This is a genomic window from Pseudomonas sp. NPDC089422, from assembly GCF_044749405.1.
Taxonomy (GTDB): Bacteria; Pseudomonadota; Gammaproteobacteria; order Pseudomonadales; family Pseudomonadaceae; genus Aquipseudomonas.
On record NZ_JBIVHW010000002.1, the window covers coordinates 368,189 to 385,685 of the forward strand.

Annotated in this window: 15 protein-coding genes and 1 riboswitch; of the genes, 9 read left to right on the forward strand and 6 right to left on the reverse strand. The window is 63.4% G+C overall.

Going from position 1 to position 17,497, the window contains the following annotated elements:
* The first annotated feature begins 38 nt into the window (after positions 1–38).
* The 3 genes from ACIPZ8_RS05325 (at position 39) to hldE (ending at position 4,589) form a co-directional block, all read left to right on the forward strand.
* Positions 39–1,214, forward strand: a complete 1,176-nt coding sequence (locus tag ACIPZ8_RS05325; RefSeq protein WP_400720200.1) for an O-antigen ligase family protein — start codon at positions 39–41, stop codon at positions 1,212–1,214.
* A 15-nt stretch (positions 1,215–1,229) separates the two neighbouring features.
* Positions 1,230–3,038 carry a lipid A export permease/ATP-binding protein MsbA gene (msbA, locus tag ACIPZ8_RS05330; RefSeq protein ID WP_400720202.1) on the forward strand — a complete coding sequence of 603 codons (1,809 nt, stop codon included), beginning with the start codon at positions 1,230–1,232 and terminating at the stop codon, positions 3,036–3,038.
* A 129-nt stretch (positions 3,039–3,167) separates the two neighbouring features.
* On the forward strand, positions 3,168–4,589 hold the full coding sequence (hldE, locus tag ACIPZ8_RS05335) for a bifunctional D-glycero-beta-D-manno-heptose-7-phosphate kinase/D-glycero-beta-D-manno-heptose 1-phosphate adenylyltransferase HldE (RefSeq protein ID WP_103445929.1): 1,422 nt from the start codon (positions 3,168–3,170) through the stop codon (positions 4,587–4,589).
* 33 nt (positions 4,590–4,622) lie between these two features.
* On the opposite strand, the gene ACIPZ8_RS05340 is transcribed toward hldE, so the two are convergent.
* From ACIPZ8_RS05340 to ACIPZ8_RS05355, 4 genes are read right to left on the reverse strand one after another with little or no spacing between them, the layout of a single operon-like run.
* On the reverse strand, positions 4,623–5,591 hold the full coding sequence (locus tag ACIPZ8_RS05340) for a metal ABC transporter ATPase (RefSeq protein ID WP_400720204.1): 969 nt from the start codon (positions 5,589–5,591) through the stop codon (positions 4,623–4,625).
* 55 nt (positions 5,592–5,646) lie between these two features.
* Positions 5,647–6,459, reverse strand: coding sequence for an aldo/keto reductase (locus tag ACIPZ8_RS05345; protein WP_400720206.1), 813 nt, complete (start codon positions 6,457–6,459; stop codon positions 5,647–5,649).
* Positions 6,456–7,631 carry an NAD(P)/FAD-dependent oxidoreductase gene (locus tag ACIPZ8_RS05350; protein WP_400720208.1) on the reverse strand — a complete coding sequence of 392 codons (1,176 nt, stop codon included), beginning with the start codon at positions 7,629–7,631 and terminating at the stop codon, positions 6,456–6,458. The genes ACIPZ8_RS05345 and ACIPZ8_RS05350 overlap by 4 nt, the downstream gene beginning before the upstream one ends.
* Before the next feature lie 46 nt (positions 7,632–7,677).
* Positions 7,678–8,010: a multidrug efflux SMR transporter gene (locus ACIPZ8_RS05355; RefSeq protein WP_054887895.1), complete on the reverse strand. Its 333-nt coding sequence runs from the start codon at positions 8,008–8,010 to the stop codon at positions 7,678–7,680.
* Between the two features lie 87 nt (positions 8,011–8,097).
* On the opposite strand from ACIPZ8_RS05355, the gene ACIPZ8_RS05360 reads away from it, so the two are divergent.
* The gene (locus ACIPZ8_RS05360) at positions 8,098–8,988 is read left to right on the forward strand and encodes a LysR family transcriptional regulator (RefSeq protein ID WP_400720210.1); all 891 of its coding nucleotides are present in this window, start codon (positions 8,098–8,100) and stop codon (positions 8,986–8,988) included.
* Positions 8,989–8,999: 11 nt separating this feature from the next.
* Positions 9,000–10,271, forward strand: coding sequence for a lipid IV(A) 3-deoxy-D-manno-octulosonic acid transferase (gene waaA / locus ACIPZ8_RS05365; protein ID WP_400720212.1), 1,272 nt, complete (start codon positions 9,000–9,002; stop codon positions 10,269–10,271).
* A gap of 53 nt (positions 10,272–10,324) precedes the next feature.
* On the opposite strand, the gene ACIPZ8_RS05370 is transcribed toward waaA, so the two are convergent.
* Positions 10,325–11,761, reverse strand: a complete 1,437-nt coding sequence (locus tag ACIPZ8_RS05370) for a TolC family outer membrane protein (RefSeq protein WP_400720214.1) — start codon at positions 11,759–11,761, stop codon at positions 10,325–10,327.
* A 161-nt stretch (positions 11,762–11,922) separates the two neighbouring features.
* Positions 11,923–12,029: riboswitch (TPP riboswitch) on the forward strand.
* A 155-nt stretch (positions 12,030–12,184) separates the two neighbouring features.
* On the opposite strand from ACIPZ8_RS05370, the gene thiC reads away from it, so the two are divergent.
* Together thiC and cytX are read left to right on the forward strand one after the other, a co-directional pair.
* Positions 12,185–14,065 carry a phosphomethylpyrimidine synthase ThiC gene (gene thiC, locus ACIPZ8_RS05375; RefSeq protein WP_400720216.1) on the forward strand — a complete coding sequence of 627 codons (1,881 nt, stop codon included), beginning with the start codon at positions 12,185–12,187 and terminating at the stop codon, positions 14,063–14,065.
* Between the two features lie 176 nt (positions 14,066–14,241).
* Complete coding sequence (gene cytX, locus ACIPZ8_RS05380; RefSeq protein WP_400720218.1) at positions 14,242–15,525, forward strand: putative hydroxymethylpyrimidine transporter CytX; 1,284 nt, start codon at positions 14,242–14,244, stop codon at positions 15,523–15,525.
* Here the strand turns inward: cytX and ACIPZ8_RS05385 are convergent.
* Complete coding sequence (locus ACIPZ8_RS05385) at positions 15,494–16,240, reverse strand: RsiV family protein (protein WP_079229937.1); 747 nt, start codon at positions 16,238–16,240, stop codon at positions 15,494–15,496. The genes cytX and ACIPZ8_RS05385 overlap by 32 nt on opposite strands.
* Before the next feature lie 185 nt (positions 16,241–16,425).
* Between ACIPZ8_RS05385 and ACIPZ8_RS05390 the strand changes: the two genes are divergently transcribed.
* Together ACIPZ8_RS05390 and ACIPZ8_RS05395 are read left to right on the forward strand one after the other, a co-directional pair.
* Positions 16,426–17,043: an NUDIX domain-containing protein gene (locus ACIPZ8_RS05390; protein ID WP_400720220.1), complete on the forward strand. Its 618-nt coding sequence runs from the start codon at positions 16,426–16,428 to the stop codon at positions 17,041–17,043.
* The gene (locus tag ACIPZ8_RS05395) at positions 17,034–17,486 is read left to right on the forward strand and encodes a DUF1249 domain-containing protein (protein WP_400720222.1); all 453 of its coding nucleotides are present in this window, start codon (positions 17,034–17,036) and stop codon (positions 17,484–17,486) included. The genes ACIPZ8_RS05390 and ACIPZ8_RS05395 overlap by 10 nt, the downstream gene beginning before the upstream one ends.
* Positions 17,487–17,497: the final 11 nt, after the last annotated feature.

Genomic DNA, 17,497 nt, shown 5'->3' on the forward strand with positions numbered 1-17,497 from the left:
CCATGTCTGGTGTCATTTCGCGTTACCGGGGAGTATGGATGTTGTATGAGAAGAACTGGGCCAAGGCCTGGTTGGCGTTCGGGTTGGTCTGGTTCCTGGCGGCCATTGCCTTGGCTCCCAGCAACAAGCTGTATCAGCAAGGCATGATTGTGTTCATGTGGCTGCCCACTTTGGTAGTGGCATGGTCGGCGAGACGGATTCTGCTTGATGCCTGGCGGCGTCAGCCCGCGCTGTGGGGGGCGTTGGCGCTGTTTTTGGTGTGGGGCGAGCTGAGCATGGCCTGGTCAAACAACCAGGAGTATGGGCGAGAAGGCAAGCGGCTGCTTTACATTCTGGTGTTCTTGATGGCGTTCCCGATCATCGGGCAATTGGGGACGGTCCGTATTCGGCAGTTGTTACGGATAGGATCTGCATTGCTGGCGATTGCCGCACTGATCTCCATTGTCAGGTTCTATGGCGTCCAGGCCATGCCGCTGGTTACTCGCCTGGAAGGTATCGGCGAGATCTCGCACCCGATCCTTGGCGCTTATGTTGTCGGAATCGCCGCTTTGCTGCTGCTGTACGATCTGCCGCGACAGCCTGCCTTGCGCCTGTGTTGGTTGTTGGCACTGGCGTGCCTGGCCGCATTTGTCGCCTTGAGCCAGAGCCGTGGCGCGGTACTGGCGCTGATCATTCCTGTGATCCTGGCACCCCTGTGGTTCCGTGACAGGCACAGCCAGCTCATGGCGCTGCTCGCAGTGGTGAGCACCGGGCTGGCCTTCTACGCCGTCTACGATCTCATCGCCTTGCGTGGCTCGTCCTTCCGTCCCGAAATTTTCCGCTCGACGCTGCACATGATCAGTGAGCACCCATGGGGTGGCCTGGGGCTGGGTGCCTATTACAAAGTAGAGGCCGCTGGCCAGCAGTTCGATCACACCCACAACATGTTTACGCATGTTGCGGTTGAGCTCGGGTTGCCAGGTATGTTGCTGTGGATTGCCGTGTGGCTGTTCACCCTCGGAGAGATTGTCCGAGCGCGCGACACGGTCTTTGGCAAGATTCTGCTCTGCCTCTGGATCTACTCGACCCTGGCCATGCAGTTCGACGCCGCCAGCCTCACCACGACGCCCCGGGCGGAATGGTTCGTCAGCTGGCTGCCGGTCGGCCTGGTCATGTTGTTGCCATGGATGCGTGCCGAAAATGATGCCTGTGGTAAAATTTCCGGTTCAACCTGAACAGCGAGCTCGATGATGGCCGAAACACCGCTACCGGCGGAGCACACCTCCAGCCTGAAGATCTACTTCCGGCTGCTGAGCTATGTGAAACCCTATATCGGCATTTTCCTGCTGAGCATTGTCGGTTTCGTGATCTTTGCTTCGACCCAGCCCATGCTGGCCGGGATACTCAAGTATTTCGTCGATGGGCTGAGCAACCCGGAAGCGGTGTTGTTCCCCAACGTTCCCTACCTGCGCGACCTGCAGTTGCTGCAGGCGGTGCCGCTGCTGATCATCCTGATCGCAGCGTGGCAAGGCCTGGGTTCGTTCCTGGGCAACTACTTCCTGGCCAAGGTTTCCCTGTGCCTGGTGCATGACCTGCGCGTGGAGTTGTTCAACAAGCTGCTGGTGCTGCCCAATCGCTACTTCGACAACCACAACTCGGGCCACCTGATTTCGCGGATCACCTTCAACGTGACCATGGTCACCGGTGCTGCCACCGATGCCATCAAGGTCGTCATCCGGGAAGGCCTGACGGTGGTATTCCTGTTCGGCTACCTGCTGTGGATGAACTGGCACCTGACCTTGGTGATGGTCGCCATCCTGCCGGTGATCGCGGTGATGGTCAGCGTTGCCAGCAAGAAATTCCGCAAGCAGAGCAAGAAGATCCAGTCCGCCATGGGCGACGTGACGCATGTCGCGTCCGAGACTATCCAGGGTTACCGCGTGGTCCGCAGCTTCGGCGGTGAAGCCTACGAGCAGCAGCGCTTCGGCAACGCCAGCCAGAGCAACACCGACAAGCAGCTGCACATGACCAAGACCGGCTCGCTGTACACACCGCTGCTGCAGCTGGTGATCTACACCGCCATGGCGGCGTTGATGTTCCTGGTGCTGTTCCTGCGCGGTGAATCCACCGCTGGTGACCTGGTGGCCTACATCACGGCGGCAGGCCTGCTGCCCAAGCCGATCCGCCAGCTGTCGGAAGTCAGTTCGACCATCCAGAAGGGCCTGGCTGGTGCCGAGAGCATCTTCGAGCAACTGGACGAGCAGCCGGAGATCGATACCGGCACTGTCGAGAAGGAGCGTGTGGAAGGTCGTCTCGAAGTGCGCAACCTGAGCTTCACCTACCCGGGCACCGAGCGCGAGGTACTGAGCAACATCAGCTTCGTCGCCGAGCCTGGGCAGATGATCGCCCTGGTCGGGCGTTCGGGCAGCGGCAAGTCGACCCTGGCGGCGTTGATCCCGCGCTTCTACCACCACGACCAGGGGCAGATCCTGCTCGATGGCGTGGAGATCGAGAACTATCGCCTGCGCAACCTGCGCCGCCATGTTTCCCAGGTGACCCAGCATGTCACCCTGTTCAACGATACCGTGGCAAACAATATCGCCTATGGCGACCTGGCAGGCGCCCCGCGTGCCGATATCGAAGCGGCAGCCGCAGATGCCTATGCCAAGGAATTTGTCGACCGCCTGCCAAAAGGCTTCGATACCGAAGTCGGTGAGAACGGCGTGCTGCTCTCCGGTGGCCAGCGCCAGCGCCTGGCGATTGCCCGGGCACTGTTGAAGAACGCGCCGCTGCTGATCCTCGACGAAGCCACTTCGGCGCTGGATACCGAGTCCGAGCGGCATATCCAGGCGGCCCTGGATCATGTCATGGAGGGCCGAACCACGCTGGTGATCGCCCACCGCCTGTCGACCATCGAGAAGGCCGACCTGATCCTGGTGATGGACCAGGGTTGCCTGGTCGAGCGCGGTACTCATGCCGAACTGCTCGCGGCCAATGGCCATTATGCCCGCCTGCATGCCATGGGCCTGGATGAGCCGGCCAAGGCCGATATCACCTGACCCGCCTTGATCGGGGCCGTATCGGCCCCGATTGTCACGGGAATTTTCCAGGGTGTATCTGGCCGTAAAGCCGTCGCCTACCCTGTGCTAATATCCTGCCCCTGTTCATTATTTCCATATGGGTTGCCCATGAAGTTGTCCATGCCGCGTTTCGATCAAGCCCCGGTACTGGTGGTCGGCGATGTCATGCTCGACCGCTACTGGCATGGCGGTACTTCGCGTATCTCGCCTGAAGCGCCAGTGCCGGTGGTCAAGGTCGATCAGATCGAAGATCGCCCCGGCGGCGCGGCCAACGTTGCCTTGAACATCGCCGCCCTTGGCGCGCCAGCCTCGCTGATCGGTGTCACCGGCCAGGACGAGGCCGCCGACAGCCTGGCCAACAGCCTGCAGGCCGCTGGTGTGCGTTCGGTGTTCCAGCGCATCGCGCACCAGCCGACCATCGTCAAGCTGCGGGTCATGAGCCGTCACCAGCAATTGCTGCGCATCGATTTCGAAGAGCCGTTCGCCACCGACCCATTGTCGCTGGGGGCTGAAGTCGACACATTGCTTGAAGGCGTCAAGGTCCTGGTCTTGTCCGACTACGGCAAGGGCGCGCTGAAGAACCACCAGAGCCTGATCCAGGCCGCTCGTGCCAAGGGCATTCCAGTGCTGGCCGATCCCAAGGGCAAGGATTTCTCCATCTACCGTGGTGCCAGCCTGATCACCCCGAACCTCAGCGAGTTCGAGACCATCGTCGGCCGCTGCGCCGATGAGGCCGAACTGGTCGCCAAAGGCCTGCAATTGCTGCAGGACCTGGACCTTGGCGCGCTGCTGGTGACCCGTGGCGAGCACGGCATGACCCTGTTGCGCACCGGCCAGCCAGCGTTGCACTTGCCAGCCCGTGCTCGCGAAGTGTTCGACGTGACCGGTGCCGGCGATACCGTGATCTCTACCCTGGCGGCTGCCATTGCCGCAGGCGAAGACCTGCCGCACGCCGTGGCCCTGGCCAACCTGGCCGCGGGCATCGTGGTCGGCAAGCTGGGTACCGCTGCCATCAGTGCCCCGGAGCTGCGCCGGGCGATCCAGCGTGAGGAAGGCTCCGAGCGTGGCGTGCTGGGCCTGGAGCAACTGCTGCTGGCCATCGATGATGCACGGGCGCACAAAGAAAAGATCGTCTTCACCAACGGCTGCTTCGATATCCTGCATGCCGGGCATGTCACCTACCTGGAGCAGGCGCGAGCACAGGGTGATCGCCTGATCGTCGCCGTCAACGACGACGCGTCGGTCAGCCGCCTGAAGGGGCCGGGCCGTCCGATCAACAGCGTTGACCGGCGCATGGCCGTGCTGGCTGGCCTGGGCGCGGTGGACTGGGTGATCAGCTTCCCTGAAGGCACCCCGGAAAACCTGCTGAGCCAGGTGAAGCCAGACGTGCTGGTCAAGGGCGGGGACTATGGTATCGACCAGGTGGTGGGTGCCGATATCGTCAAGGGCTATGGCGGCACCGTGAAGGTGCTGGGGCTGGTCGAAAACAGCTCGACCACAGCCATCGTCGAGAAGATCCGCAAGAACTGATCGAACGCAGGGGCCGCAAAGCGGCCCCGAATGCTATTTATGAAGTGAAGTGCGGGCCCGTTCCAGCAACGCTCGTGCCTTGTCGCCAAAGCGCTGCAGATGCGAGGCCGGCGTCACTTTGCGCTCTACCAGCCCCTGCTGTTTCACCCAGTCCTTCCAGCGAATCCGCTCATCGGCCACCACCCAGCCTTCCTGCCGGGCAAAGCTCTCGGCCAGGTAGAGCCCGCGGGTACTCGCCGGTACCAGCTCATCCTTCTTCAACGTGTACAGCTCGGCCAACGGCTGCCCATCCTGTACCGGCATCAGATACAGATCTGGTCGCTTGCGGTTGAGCCGCGCCACCAGTTGGTCGCCTTCCAGCCGCTCATCGACATGGAACAGGCTGAGTTTCTTGGCCTCCCTCGGCACCTGCAGGCGCATGTCGTAGATCAGCTGCAGCGAAGCGGTCGGCAAGTGCACATAGGCCCGTGGCCGTTCCAGCAACATCAGGTTGCCACAGTGCACCGGGCGGGCAGCACCTGACTCCGGCGTCAGCACGAAGGGCAAGGCTTCGCGGTAATGCAGTGCGGCGGCATAGGGGGCTGGCAGCCAGGTGTCGTTGAAACGCCCGCTCAGCCAGCCTTCCGGGGTCTCCAGCAGGCATTCTTCAGCGACCTCCTGGACGGCAGTGTGCAGCGGCAGGTTGAGTTCCTGGGCGGGGACATACCCGGAAATAAGTTTCAGTACCACGTCACCGCGGTCCTGACGACGCTGCCTCACCAGCACCCAGTAATCACGGTGCTGCCAGTGCAGGGTCAGGCGTACGGAAACACCCAGGTTGGCCAGCTCGACCACGAAGCGCTGCTTGTCGGCCAGCTGGATCGCGCGCCGCCGTTGTTGGGTCTGGGCGAAGTTCAGGGGCATGCCGATGCTCTGGTAGACCAAGCCTTCGGCTGTGGCTTCGACATGCAGCGGCAGTGTCTTGAAGTTGCTCGGGTTCTTGCGGATCAGCGTACGCGCCACGAGGCTCCTCCTTGCGTCGGGTCAGTCTCCAGGCCCATCTTGGGTGGGTGACAACTCAATGCTGGCCCAGGATGCGGGCGACGGTGGCCACGTTGTGGGCCAGGTGCAACGGATTGATGGTGCCGACAATAGCACTGCTCACGCCCGGGTGGGCGAACAGCAACTCGAAGCTGGCTTGCACCGGATCGACCCCAGGGGCAAGGCAGATATGCCCGCTGGCCAACGCCTTCTTCACCAGAATGGCCTTGCCGTGTTCGGCAGCGTAGTCCAGCACCGGGCGTTCTGCCTGCTCGTTGAGGTTGTAGGTGACCATGGCGCAATCGCCTTGCTCCAGCGCTTTCAAGCCACCGGCGACGGTCTTGCCGGAAAGGCCATAGCCGAGAATCTTGCCTTCCTGCTTGAGTGCGGCGAGTGTCTGGTAGACCTCTTCCTGCTCGAGGATTGCCAGGTCATTGCCATCGGAGTGCACCAGCACCAGTTCGATACGGTCGGTTTCCAGGCGGCGCAGGCTGCGTTCCACCGAGCGGCGGGTGTGGACGGCGCTGAAGTCGAAGCTGGACTGCCCGTCTTCGAATTCCTCACCCACCTTGCTGACGATCACCCATTCATCGCGCTGGCCGCGCAGCAGCGGCCCCAGGCGCTCTTCACTGCGGCCATAGGCCGGGGCGGTGTCGATCAGGTTGATACCCAGCTCGCGGGCTTGGGCCAGCAGCATTCGGGCTTCGTCATCGCCGGGGATGGTGAAGCCATTGGGGTATTTGACGCCCTGGTCGCGGCCCAGCTTGACCGTGCCCAGGCCCAGTGGTGAAACCTTGAAACCGGTGCTGCCCAGCGGGCGGTGCAAGCCATGCAAGGTTGGCAAGGTCATGGCAGCAGTTGCTCCCAGGCCGGTACGCCCAAGGCCGGGCGCGGCAGGCCGGAAAGGTCGGCCTGCGCTGCGGGGCGCACGCCGTCGCGGTCGAGGCTGGCCAGTACCCGGTCACTGAAGTCCGGTGCCAGTGCCAGTTTGGTTGGCCAGCCCACCAGCAGGCGCTGCTGTTCGGCGAGGAAGGCGTTGTCGGGGCGCACCAGGCCGGACTGCGCGGGCTCGGCGCGGTCGACACGCAGGGTCGCCCAGCGCACCTGGCCTTGGTCGACCCAAGGCAGCAGGCTGGCAATTTCCTTTTGTGCAGCAGCTATCTGCGCGGCAGGTTCGCGGGCCACGCCATCGGCCTCGGCCAGGTCGCCGCCGAGGTACCAGACCCACTGGCCATCGGCCGCCGGGTGGGTGGTAACGGTCATGCGCGGTTTTGGCCCGGCGCCCAGGCAGTGTGCATACAGCGGCTTGAGGTTTGGCCCTTTGGCCAGAACCATGTGCAACGGGCGGGTCTGCATGGCAGGTTGCTTGAGGCCCAAGGCGTGCAGCAGGTCTTCGGTGCCAGCGCCGGCGCTGAGCACAATGCGCTGGGCGCGGATTTCACGGCCGTCGACGCGCAAGCCGACCAGTTCGTCGCCCTCGCGCAGCGGTTCGACCTGTTCACCCGCGAGCAGGCTGTCACCGGCCAGTTCGGCCAGGTTGGCGAGCAGGCTGGGCACATCGATCACCAGCTCCGCAAGGCGGTAGACCTTGCCCTTGAAACCACGGTCTTGCAGGGCCGGTGGCAAGTGCTCGCCCTTTACCTGATCGACCCGGCCACGCACGGCCTTGCTGGCGAAGAAGCTGGTCAGGTTGCCGGCCAGGGTGCCTGGCGACCACAGGTAGTGGGCATCGGAAAGCAGGCGGGTGCGGGTCAGGTCCAGTTCGCCGTTGCCATCGATCGCTTCGCGCCAGCGGCGCGGCATGTCGGCGATGGCTTCCGAGGCGCCGGTCAGGGCGCCGTGCAGGGCGTACTTGGTACCGCCATGGATGATGCCCTGGGACTTGATGGTCTGCTCGCCACCGAGGCTGGCGCGCTCCACCAGCACTGTCGAGTAGCCCAGGCGACGCAGGCGGGCATTGAGCCAGAGGCCTGCGACCCCGGCGCCGACGATCAGTACGTCAGTGGAAATGGCGGTTGGCATGGCGGTACCTCGAAGACTGGGACAGCTGGCAAGTATACAGGCTGCCTCAGTGCCCGGCAGTTTTGGAAAACAGCTGAATCACCACCACGCCACCCACGATCATCGCCATGCCCAGCATTGCCGGTACATCCAGCTTCTGCCCATAGACCACCAGCGCTGCCACGCTGATCAATACGATGCCAAGGCCCGACCAGATCGCATAGGCGATGCCCACCGGAATGCTGCGCACCACCAGGGTCAGCATCCAGAACGCGATCCCGTAGCCGACCACCATCAGCAGCAACGGCAACGGCGTACTCAGCCCCTTTACCGCCTTCATGGAGGCAGTGGCGATGACTTCGGCGCAGATGGCGATGGCGAGATAGGTGTAGGCATTCATGACGGGATCCTCCGGTAACTGGCTCGGCATTCTAGCGATTGCCCGGATGCGGTAAAGTCATTACCTATCCATATGGGAGATAGGTTGATGGCCGAACAATGGAACCTTGAACAACTGCGCACCTTTCTGCGGGTCGCCGAATTGCGCTCGTTTTCCGCCGTGGCCCGCGAACAGCGCAAGGCACAGTCGGCCATCAGCAATGCCATCGTCCTGCTGGAAACCGACCTCGGTGTCACGCTGTTCGAGCGCAGCAGCGGACGCCAGCCGAAGCTGACTGAAAACGGTGCGGCGTTGCTCGAAGATGCCCGCGAGCTCCTGCGCCAGTGCGAGCGCCTGGATGGTCGTGCCTTGGCCTTGATGCGCGGCCAGGAAGCCTTGTTGCGGGTGGCTCAGGACGAGGCGATGCCTTATCAGCCAGTGATCGACAGCCTCGACGAACTGGCTAGCCGTTACCCTTATCTGGAGGTGCAACTGGCCAGTGGTGCCCAGGGGGATGTAGCACGCAAGCTGGCCGAGCGACGCGCCGACCTGGGGCTGTTCTTCCATCACGAAAGCATCCCGGCATCTCTGGAGCGCCGTGCCTTGGGCAGTGTGGAAATGGTGACGGTCTGCGCGATTGATCATCCGCTTGCCCATGAAGGGCGGGTCACCCGCCAGCAGCTGGCCCGGCACCGGCAATTGCTGATCACACCGCAACAGAGCGGCTACCCCGGCGGCGAGGCGATCAGCCCGCAGGTCTGGCGTGCTGACAGCTTCTACGCCATGGCCGAGCTGCTGATGCGCGGCCTGGGCTGGGCCTGGTTGCCGCGGCATGTGGTGCAATACCCGACCTACCAGGCGCACATGGTCGAGCTCGACAGCGAATGGCGCCCACCCGCGCTGGTAGCCGAACTGGCCTGGCGCCGTGATGAGCCGCTGGGCCCTGCCGCGCAATGGTTGGCCGAGCGCTTTGCGGTGCACCTGCGCGCGATCGGGTAAACTCCGCGGCCATGAACAGAACACTCTATACCTTGCTGTTTCACCTGGGCCTGCCGCTGGTTGCGCTGCGCCTGTACCTGCGCGCACGCAAGGCGCCGGCCTACGGCCAGCGCATCGGCGAGCGCTTTGCCCGCAACCTGCCGGCCATGCGCCAGGGCGGGATCTGGGTGCATGCGGTCTCGGTGGGTGAAAGCATTGCCGCCGCGCCGATGGTGCGCGCGCTGCTCAAGGCCTACCCGGACCTGCCGATCACGCTCACCTGCATGACCCCGACCGGCTCCGAGCGTATTCGCGCGATGTTCGCCGATGAGCCGCGCATCCAGCATTGCTACCTGCCCTACGACCTGCCATGGGCAGCCGGACGCTTTCTCGACCATGTGCGCCCGCGCCTGGGCATCATCATGGAAACCGAACTGTGGCCCAACCATATCCACCAATGCGCCAGGCGCGGCATTCCGGTGGCCCTGGCCAATGCCCGACTGTCCGAGCGCTCGGCCCGTGGCTACGGGCGCTTTGCCAGGCTGACCCGGCCGATGCTGGGCGAAATGAGCCTGATCGCCGTGCAGACCGAAACCGAGGCTCGGCGCTTCCGTGACCTGGGGGCGCGCCCCGAGTGCGTACAGGTGACCGGCTCGATCAAGTTCGACCTGAAGATCGATGAACATTTGCAGCCTCGTGCCAGGGCATTGCGCGAACAGTGGGGCGCCGACCAGCGCCCGGTTTGGATCGCTGCCAGCACGCACGAGGGTGAGGATGCCTTGATCTTGCAGGCGCACCGGCAGTTGCTGCAGGTACATGGCGATGCGCTGCTGATCCTGGTGCCACGTCACCCTGAGCGCTTCGATGCCGTGCATGCCTTGTGTGCCGAGCAGTTCGTCACGGTGCGCCGCTCCGCCGGCACGCCGGTGGAGGCCCGGACGCAGGTGTTGCTGGGTGACACCATGGGTGAGTTGCTGTTCCTCTATGCCCTGGCCGACATCGCCTTTGTCGGCGGCAGCCTGGTGGCCACGGGCGGCCATAACCCGCTGGAGCCTGCGGCATTGGCATTGCCGGTGCTCATGGGGCCACATGTGTTCAACTTTCTGGAAATCAGCGCGATGTTGCGCGAGGCGGGGGCGTTGCAGCAGGTCGATGATGCCGACGGGCTGGCCGGGGCGGTGCGTCGCTTGATCGAACTGCCCCAGGATGCGCGACGCATGGGCGAGGCGGGCAGGGCGGTGATGCGGGCCAACCAGGGCGCCTTGCAGCGCTTGCTGGATGGGTTGGGCAAGCTTCTCAGCTGATTTTTTGTGTTGGCCTCTTCGCGGGTAAACCCGCGAAGCAGCCAACACCGGTCTCAAGGCCTGCGCTCGAAGTTCTTGGCAGCTGCCGCAGCCAGGTCCGGTGGCAGGAAGTCCTTGTCCGGGTTGTAGTCCGGCTTCAGGTACTGCTTGAGGTCCTGCAGGTCCTGCGGGCTCAAGGTCCCGGCCGCCTGCTTCAGGCTCAGGTTGTCGAGAATGTAGTCATAGCGGCTGTTGTTGTAGTCGCGCACCGAGGTGTACAGCTGGCGCTGGGCGTCGAGCACGTCGACGATGTTGCGGGTACCGACCTGGTAGCCGATCTCGGTGGCTTCCAGGGCGCTCTGGTTGGAGATGATCGACTGCTTGCGCGCCTGCACCTGCTCCACATCGGTGTTCACCGCACGGTGCAGGTTGCGGGTGTTCTCCACCACCTGACGGCGCAGGCTTTCGCGTTGCTGTTCGCTCTGGCTCAGGCGCTGGTAGGCCTCGCGTACCTGCGAGCTGGTCAGGCCGCCGCTGTAGATCGGGATGTTCAGCTGCAGGCCGACGGTGGTCTGCTCAACGTCACCGCTGTAATGCACATTGGGCAGTGCAGCCGAGTTGCTGAAACCCAGGTTGTCGTTGTCGCCTTTCTGGTACTGGGCCACCGCATCAAGGGTCGGGGCGTGGCCGGCCTTGCGCTGACGCAGGGTTTCTTCGGCGGCGGCAACGGCGTGGTTGGTGGCCAGCAGGTTGAGGTTCTGGCGGCCGGCGGTTTCCACCCAGGCCTTGGCGTCGTTGGGGGTCGGCACCTTTACCGGCAGTGTGTGGACCACACCCTGGATCGAGCTGTATTCGCGGTTGGTCAGGGTGATCAGGGCCTCGAAGGCATCCTGTACCTGGCGCTCGGCGACGATTCGGTTGGCGCGGGCGGTGTCGTAGCTGGCCTGGGACTGCAACACGTCGGTCTTGTCGGAGAGGCCGACGTCGAAACGTTCGTTGGACTGGTCCAGCTGGCGCTTGAACGCCGCTTCCTCGGCTTTGGTCGCCGCCAGGTTGTCCTGGGCACGCAGCACGGTGAAGTAATCCTGCGCCGTCTGCAGGATGAGGTTCTGCTCGGTAGCCGACAGTTGCAGCGCTGCCTGCTCGTTGACCGCTTCGGCAGCCTGTAGCTGGAACCAGCGATCGGCGCGGAAGATCGGTTGCGCAAGGGTCGCGCTCCAGCTGTTGCCGCTGCGGTTGAAGGTCGTCGAAGGCTGGTCGAGCTTGGTGCGGGTATTCTGCATCTCGGCACCGGCCGAGAGGTTTGGCAGCAGGCCGGCGCGGGCCTGCGGCACCACTTCTTTCTGGGCGCCATAATCGGCACGGGCGGCAGCAAGATCGGCGTTGTTGTCGACCGCTTCCTGGTAAACACTGACCAGATCGGTCTTCACCGTCGTGGGCATATCCGCTGCCCAGACCACTCCGTTGGACGCACAAGACACGGCTATCGCCAGTGAAAGTTTGCGCAGCATAGAGGCAATCCTTGTACGAAATTTAATTACTGAACTGTTGAGTATCGAGCGACGGGCCAGTGTAGTGCCATGCGCACCCGCCAACAATCATAGGTTGCGCCTTTCATCTCCCCTGCGTTTTACCCGCTTGGCTTTGCCGACCACTCCAGTCTAGACTGCGCATGTTCTTGTCGGGGTGCCTTGAAGCAAAGGCTGAGATCGCAGAGGTGCGGATCCCGTTGAACCTGATCAGGTTAGCGCCTGCGTAGGGAACAAGATTGCTCGCCTTCCCGGGGAGCCTCTTGTGCCAGGTCCGGGAATGTCGCAGCTGCATGCAGCTTCAGGCACCCCCATATCCGGCACTGCACCCGTCAACGGGTGCGTCCACGCCATTCAGGTTCACCCCGACATTCCACTGCTAGGAAGCCGTCTGGAGAGCCTGTGATGAGCAAACAAGAAAAAACGATCAACCTCAGCGAATCGGCGCAAGTCGATCAGCAGTCCGTGCAACCGTTCCCGCGTTCGCGCAAGGTCTATGTCGAAGGCTCGCGCCCGGACATCCGCGTGCCCATGCGTGAAATCAGCCTGGACGATACCCCGACCGACTTCGGCGGCGAGAGCAATGCGCCGGTACTGGTCTACGACACCTCCGGCCCGTACACCGACCCCAACGTCATCATCGATGTGCGCAAGGGCCTGGCCGATGTCCGTTCGGCCTGGATCGACGCGCGCGGTGACACCGAGCGCCTGGACGGCCTGAGCTCCGATTTCGGCCAGCAGCGCCTGAACGATGCCGAACTGGCCAAGCTGCGCTTCGCCCACGTGCGCAACCCGCGCCGGGCCAAGGCTGGCGCCAACGTCTCGCAGATGCATTACGCCCGCCAGGGCATCATCACGGCCGAGATGGAATACGTGGCCATCCGCGAGAACATGAAGCTGCAGGAAGCACGGGCCGCGGGTCTGCTCAACGAGCAGCATGCCGGCCACAGCTTTGGTGCCAACATCCCGAAAGAAATCACCCCGGAATTCGTTCGCCAGGAAATCGCCCGTGGCCGCGCGATCATCCCGGCCAACATCAACCACCCGGAAGTGGAGCCGATGATCATCGGCCGCAACTTCCTGGTGAAGATCAACGGCAACATCGGCAACAGTGCCCTGGGCTCCTCGATCGAGGAAGAAGTGGCCAAGCTGACCTGGGGCATCCGCTGGGGCTCGGACACCGTCATGGACCTGTCCACCGGCAAGCACATCCACGAAACCCGCGAGTGGATCATCCGCAACTCGCCCGTGCCGATCGGTACCGTGCCGATCTACCAGGCGCTGGAAAAGGTCAATGGCGTGGCCGAGGACCTGACCTGGGAGCTGTTCCGCGACACGTTGATCGAACAGGCCGAGCAGGGCGTGGACTACTTCACCATCCACGCCGGTGTGCTGCTGCGCTACGTGCCGCTGACCGCCAAGCGGGTCACCGGTATCGTCAGCCGTGGTGGCTCGATCATGGCCAAATGGTGCCTGGCGCACCACAAAGAGAACTTCCTGTACACGCACTTCGACGAGATCTGCGAAATCATGAAGGCCTATGACGTCAGCTTCTCGCTGGGCGACGGCCTGCGCCCGGGCTCGATCGCCGACGCCAACGACGCCGCCCAGTTCGGTGAGCTGGAAACCCTCGGCGAGCTGACCAAGATCGCCTGGAAGCATGATGTGCAGTGCATGATCGAAGGCCCTGGCCACGTACCGATGCAGCTGATCAAGGAGAACATGGACAAGCAGCTGGAATGCTGCGACGAGGCGCCGTTCTACACCCTCGGCCCGCTGACCACCGACATCGCTCCGGGTTACGACCACATCACCTCCGGTATCGGTGCGGCGATGATCGGCTGGTTCGGTTGCGCCATGCTCTGCTATGTCACGCCCAAGGAGCACCTGGGCCTGCCGAACAAGGATGACGTCAAGACCGGCATCATCACCTACAAGATCGCCGCCCATGCCGCCGACCTTGCCAAGGGCCATCCGGGCGCGCAGATTCGTGACAATGCCTTGTCCAAGGCACGCTTCGAATTCCGCTGGGAAGACCAGTTCAACCTCGGCCTGGACCCGGACACCGCACGCGCCTTCCACGACGAGACCCTGCCGAAGGAGTCGGCCAAGGTCGCGCACTTCTGCTCGATGTGCGGGCCGAAGTTCTGCTCGATGAAGATCACCCAGGAAGTGCGTGAATACGCGGCCAAGATCGAGGCTGTGGACGTGACGGTCGAGCAAGGCATGCGCGAGCAGGCCGAACGGTTCCGCCAGGAAGGCAGCCAGCTGTACCACAAAGTCTGACTGCAAGGCTGACCCCTTGTAGGAGCGGCCTTGTGTCGCGAAAGGGCTGCGAAGCGGCCCCAGGTTTTCAGCTTCGCCGCTGAATTCGCCGGGGCCGCCTTGCGGCCCTTTCGCGACACAAGGCCGCTCCTACAACGACCGTGTCCAATCAAAAATTTTGCCGAGTGCCAACAAGCATGACCACCCCCAGCCCATTCTCCCCCGACCACCCGGTCCCCACCCACCAGCGCATCTTCGGCGCCCGCGACCTGTTCTCGCTGTGGTTCTCCCTCGGCATCGGCCTGATGGTCCTGCAGGTCGGCGCCATGCTGGCCCCTGGCCTTGGCCTGGCCGGCGCGGTCCTGGCCATCGCCCTTGGCACCGGTGTCGGTGTGCTGCTGCTCGGCGCCGCCGGTGTCATCGGCAGTGACACCGGCCTGTCGGCCATGGGCACCCTGAAGCTGAGCCTGGGTAAACATGGCGCGCGCTTGCCGGCACTGCTCAACCTGCTGCAACTGGTGGGCTGGGGTGCATTCGAGATCATTGTCATGCGCGATGCTGCCAGCTTGCTGGGCGCGCGGGCGTTCGGCGAAGACAGTGCCTGGAACAGCCCGATGCTCTGGACGCTGTGCTTCGGTGGCCTGGCCACCCTGCTGGCGGTCAGCGGCCCGTTGGCGTTCGTGCGCAAGGTGCTGCGTGCCTGGGGTATCTGGCTGCTGCTGGGGGCGTGCCTGTGGCTGACCTGGAACCTGTTCGCCAAGGCCGACCTGGCCGGGCTGTGGAACCGCGCCGGGGATGGTTCGATGTCGCTGGCCGTGGGCTTCGACATTGCCATCGCCATGCCGTTGTCATGGTTGCCGCTGATCGCCGACTACTCGCGTTTCGCCCGTAACGGCAAACATGTATTCGGCGGAACCGTTGTGGGCTACTTCATCGGCAATACCTGGCTGATGAGCCTGGGCGTGGCATACACCCTGGCCTTTGCCGCCAGCGGCGAGGTCAATGCGCTGCTGCTGGCCCTCGCGGGCGCCGGCATGGGCATCCCGCTGCTGTTGATCCTGCTGGACGAGTCGGAAAAGGCCTTTGCCGATATCCACTCGGCCGCCGTTTCCACCGGCGTGCTGCTGCCCCTCAAGGTCGAGCATCTGGCGCTGGTCATCGGCGTGCTGTGCACCCTGATCGCGCTGCTGGCTCCGTTGGCCCAGTACGAAAACTTCCTGCTGTTGATCGGCTCGGTGTTCGCCCCGCTGTTTGGCGTGGTGCTGATGGACCACTACGTGATCCGTCGTCGCCGTCTGCCGACCCAGGTCGGTGGTTTGCACTGGCAGGCGCTGCTGGCCTGGGTGGTGGGTGTGGCGGCCTATCATGTGATCGCCGCCAAGGCGCCGGAGCTGGGGGCTACCCTGCCAGCACTGCTGCTGGCAGGTGGGCTGCATGGCCTGCTGAGCTTCAGCCGCGGCCGGGAAACAGCTCAGGCTTGAGCACGCCGTTCAGGCGTGGGTACGGGATCTTCAGCTCCACGTGGCCCATGGAGTAGGGCGCGATGGCGTAGACCTCGTACTTCACCACCAGCGCGCCGTACGTCAGGGCGATGTGCGGCGAGCGCTTGAAGGGCCAGGTCTTGACGAACTCGGCGTCCTTGTCCATGCCCACGCTGATCAGCCAGGCACGGTGCGACTCTTCCACGGTCTTCCAGAAGGTCTCCTCCTGGCCCGGCACCAGCATGTCCTGCAGGGTCAGCACCTTGTCCAGCTTGCGCGAGTAGTTGATGAAGCCGCGCCCCGGCATGCCGTGGGCACCGCCGCTGTCGAGGTAGCTGGACAGCTCGATGATCACCAGCCCGTCATGCTGCTCGCGTACCTTGGCTTGCAGGTAGCTGCTGTTGCGTTTGTCGGCACTGGCCAGGTATTGCTGCTCGTAGGCCTGCAGGGTGCTTGGCGCGGTGCCATGCTGATTGTCTTCGGTCAGTTGCAGCAGGCGTTTTTCGACGATGGCATCGAGCTTGGGCTGGGCCGGGAAGTGGACGGTGTCGATGTTCACCAGCGGGCAGTCACTGGCGCTGCAGCCGGGTTTGACGTGCTCCCAGGCATCACGCTTGACCTCGAGTGGGGTCCGGTAATTGGGCGCGAACAGGCTCTGGCAGGCGCCCAGAGCGAGTGCCAGCACGGCCACGGAAGTCAGTTTGACAAGTGTCATGATGATCCTTGCAGAACAGGGAAAAGTCGGCCTTTGACCGTCTGCGCGGCCTTCAGTTCGCCACTAAGCTAACAGAGTGAAGGCGTGCTGTCCCGAGTGCGCGAACGGTTGCCGGAAAGGGGTGAAACGGGCAACCGTGCAGAGTAGGATGGCGCGATGCGGTAAATGAGGTCATGAGGATTTCCATGTCAGACACGTTGAATTCGGTGCCCAGGGCGGTCGAGATCGTCAAGCAGGAAAACTGCTTCAAGGGCTTCTACAAGCTCGACAAGGTGCAGCTGCGCCATGAACTGTTCGCGGGTGGCATGAGCCGTGAGATCAGCCGTGAGCTGTTCGTGCGTCACGATGCAGTCTGCGTGCTGCCTTACGACCCACTGCGCGATGAGGTGGTGCTGATCGAGCAGTTCCGTGTCGGGGCCGTGGGCAAGATCGACAACCCCTGGCTGATCGAGATGGTCGCCGGGCTGATCGACAGGGAAGAAGAGCTGGAAGATGTCGCGCACCGCGAAGCCGAGGAAGAAGCCGGGCTGACTATAAGCGCCTTGTGGCCGATTACCCGCTACTTCCCTTCGCCCGGTGGCAGTGATGAGTACGTGCACCTGTACCTCGGCCGCTGCACCAGTGATGGCGCGGGTGGCCTGCATGGCCTGGAGGAAGAGGGCGAGGACATCCGTGTGCGCGTGTGGTCATTTGACGATGCAATGCAGGCCGTGCGCGATGGTCAAATCTGCAACGCGGCGACCATCATCAGCCTGCAATGGCTGGCGCTGAACAAAGATGAAGTTCGAGGTATGTGGAAGTGAACCTCTTGCGTGAGCGTTATCGGGTCGATCTGGCCGGGCTGCAGGCAGCCTGCGAGGCCAACTATGCCCGGCTCATGCGCCTGCTGCCCGATATGCGCACCACCCAGAGTTCGCGGCGCATCGGCATGACCCAGGGCGACCAGATGCTCGGCGTGCTGGTGCTCGATGTGCTCCTGGCTTGCCCGTACACCACCACCTTGCGAGTGCGCCAGGAACACAGCCTGCCCTGGCTGCCGGTGCCGCACCTGGAGGTGCAGGTGTATCACGATGCGCGCATGGCCGAAGTGATCAGCGCCGAGCATACCCGCCGCTTGCGCAGTATCTACCCGTACCCCAACGCGGCCATGCACCAGCCGGACGAGAAAGCACAGCTCAATCTGTTCCTCGGCGAATGGCTCAGCCATTGCCTGGCCTGCGGCCACGAACTGGCCAGTGTGCGCTGAAATGTGACCTG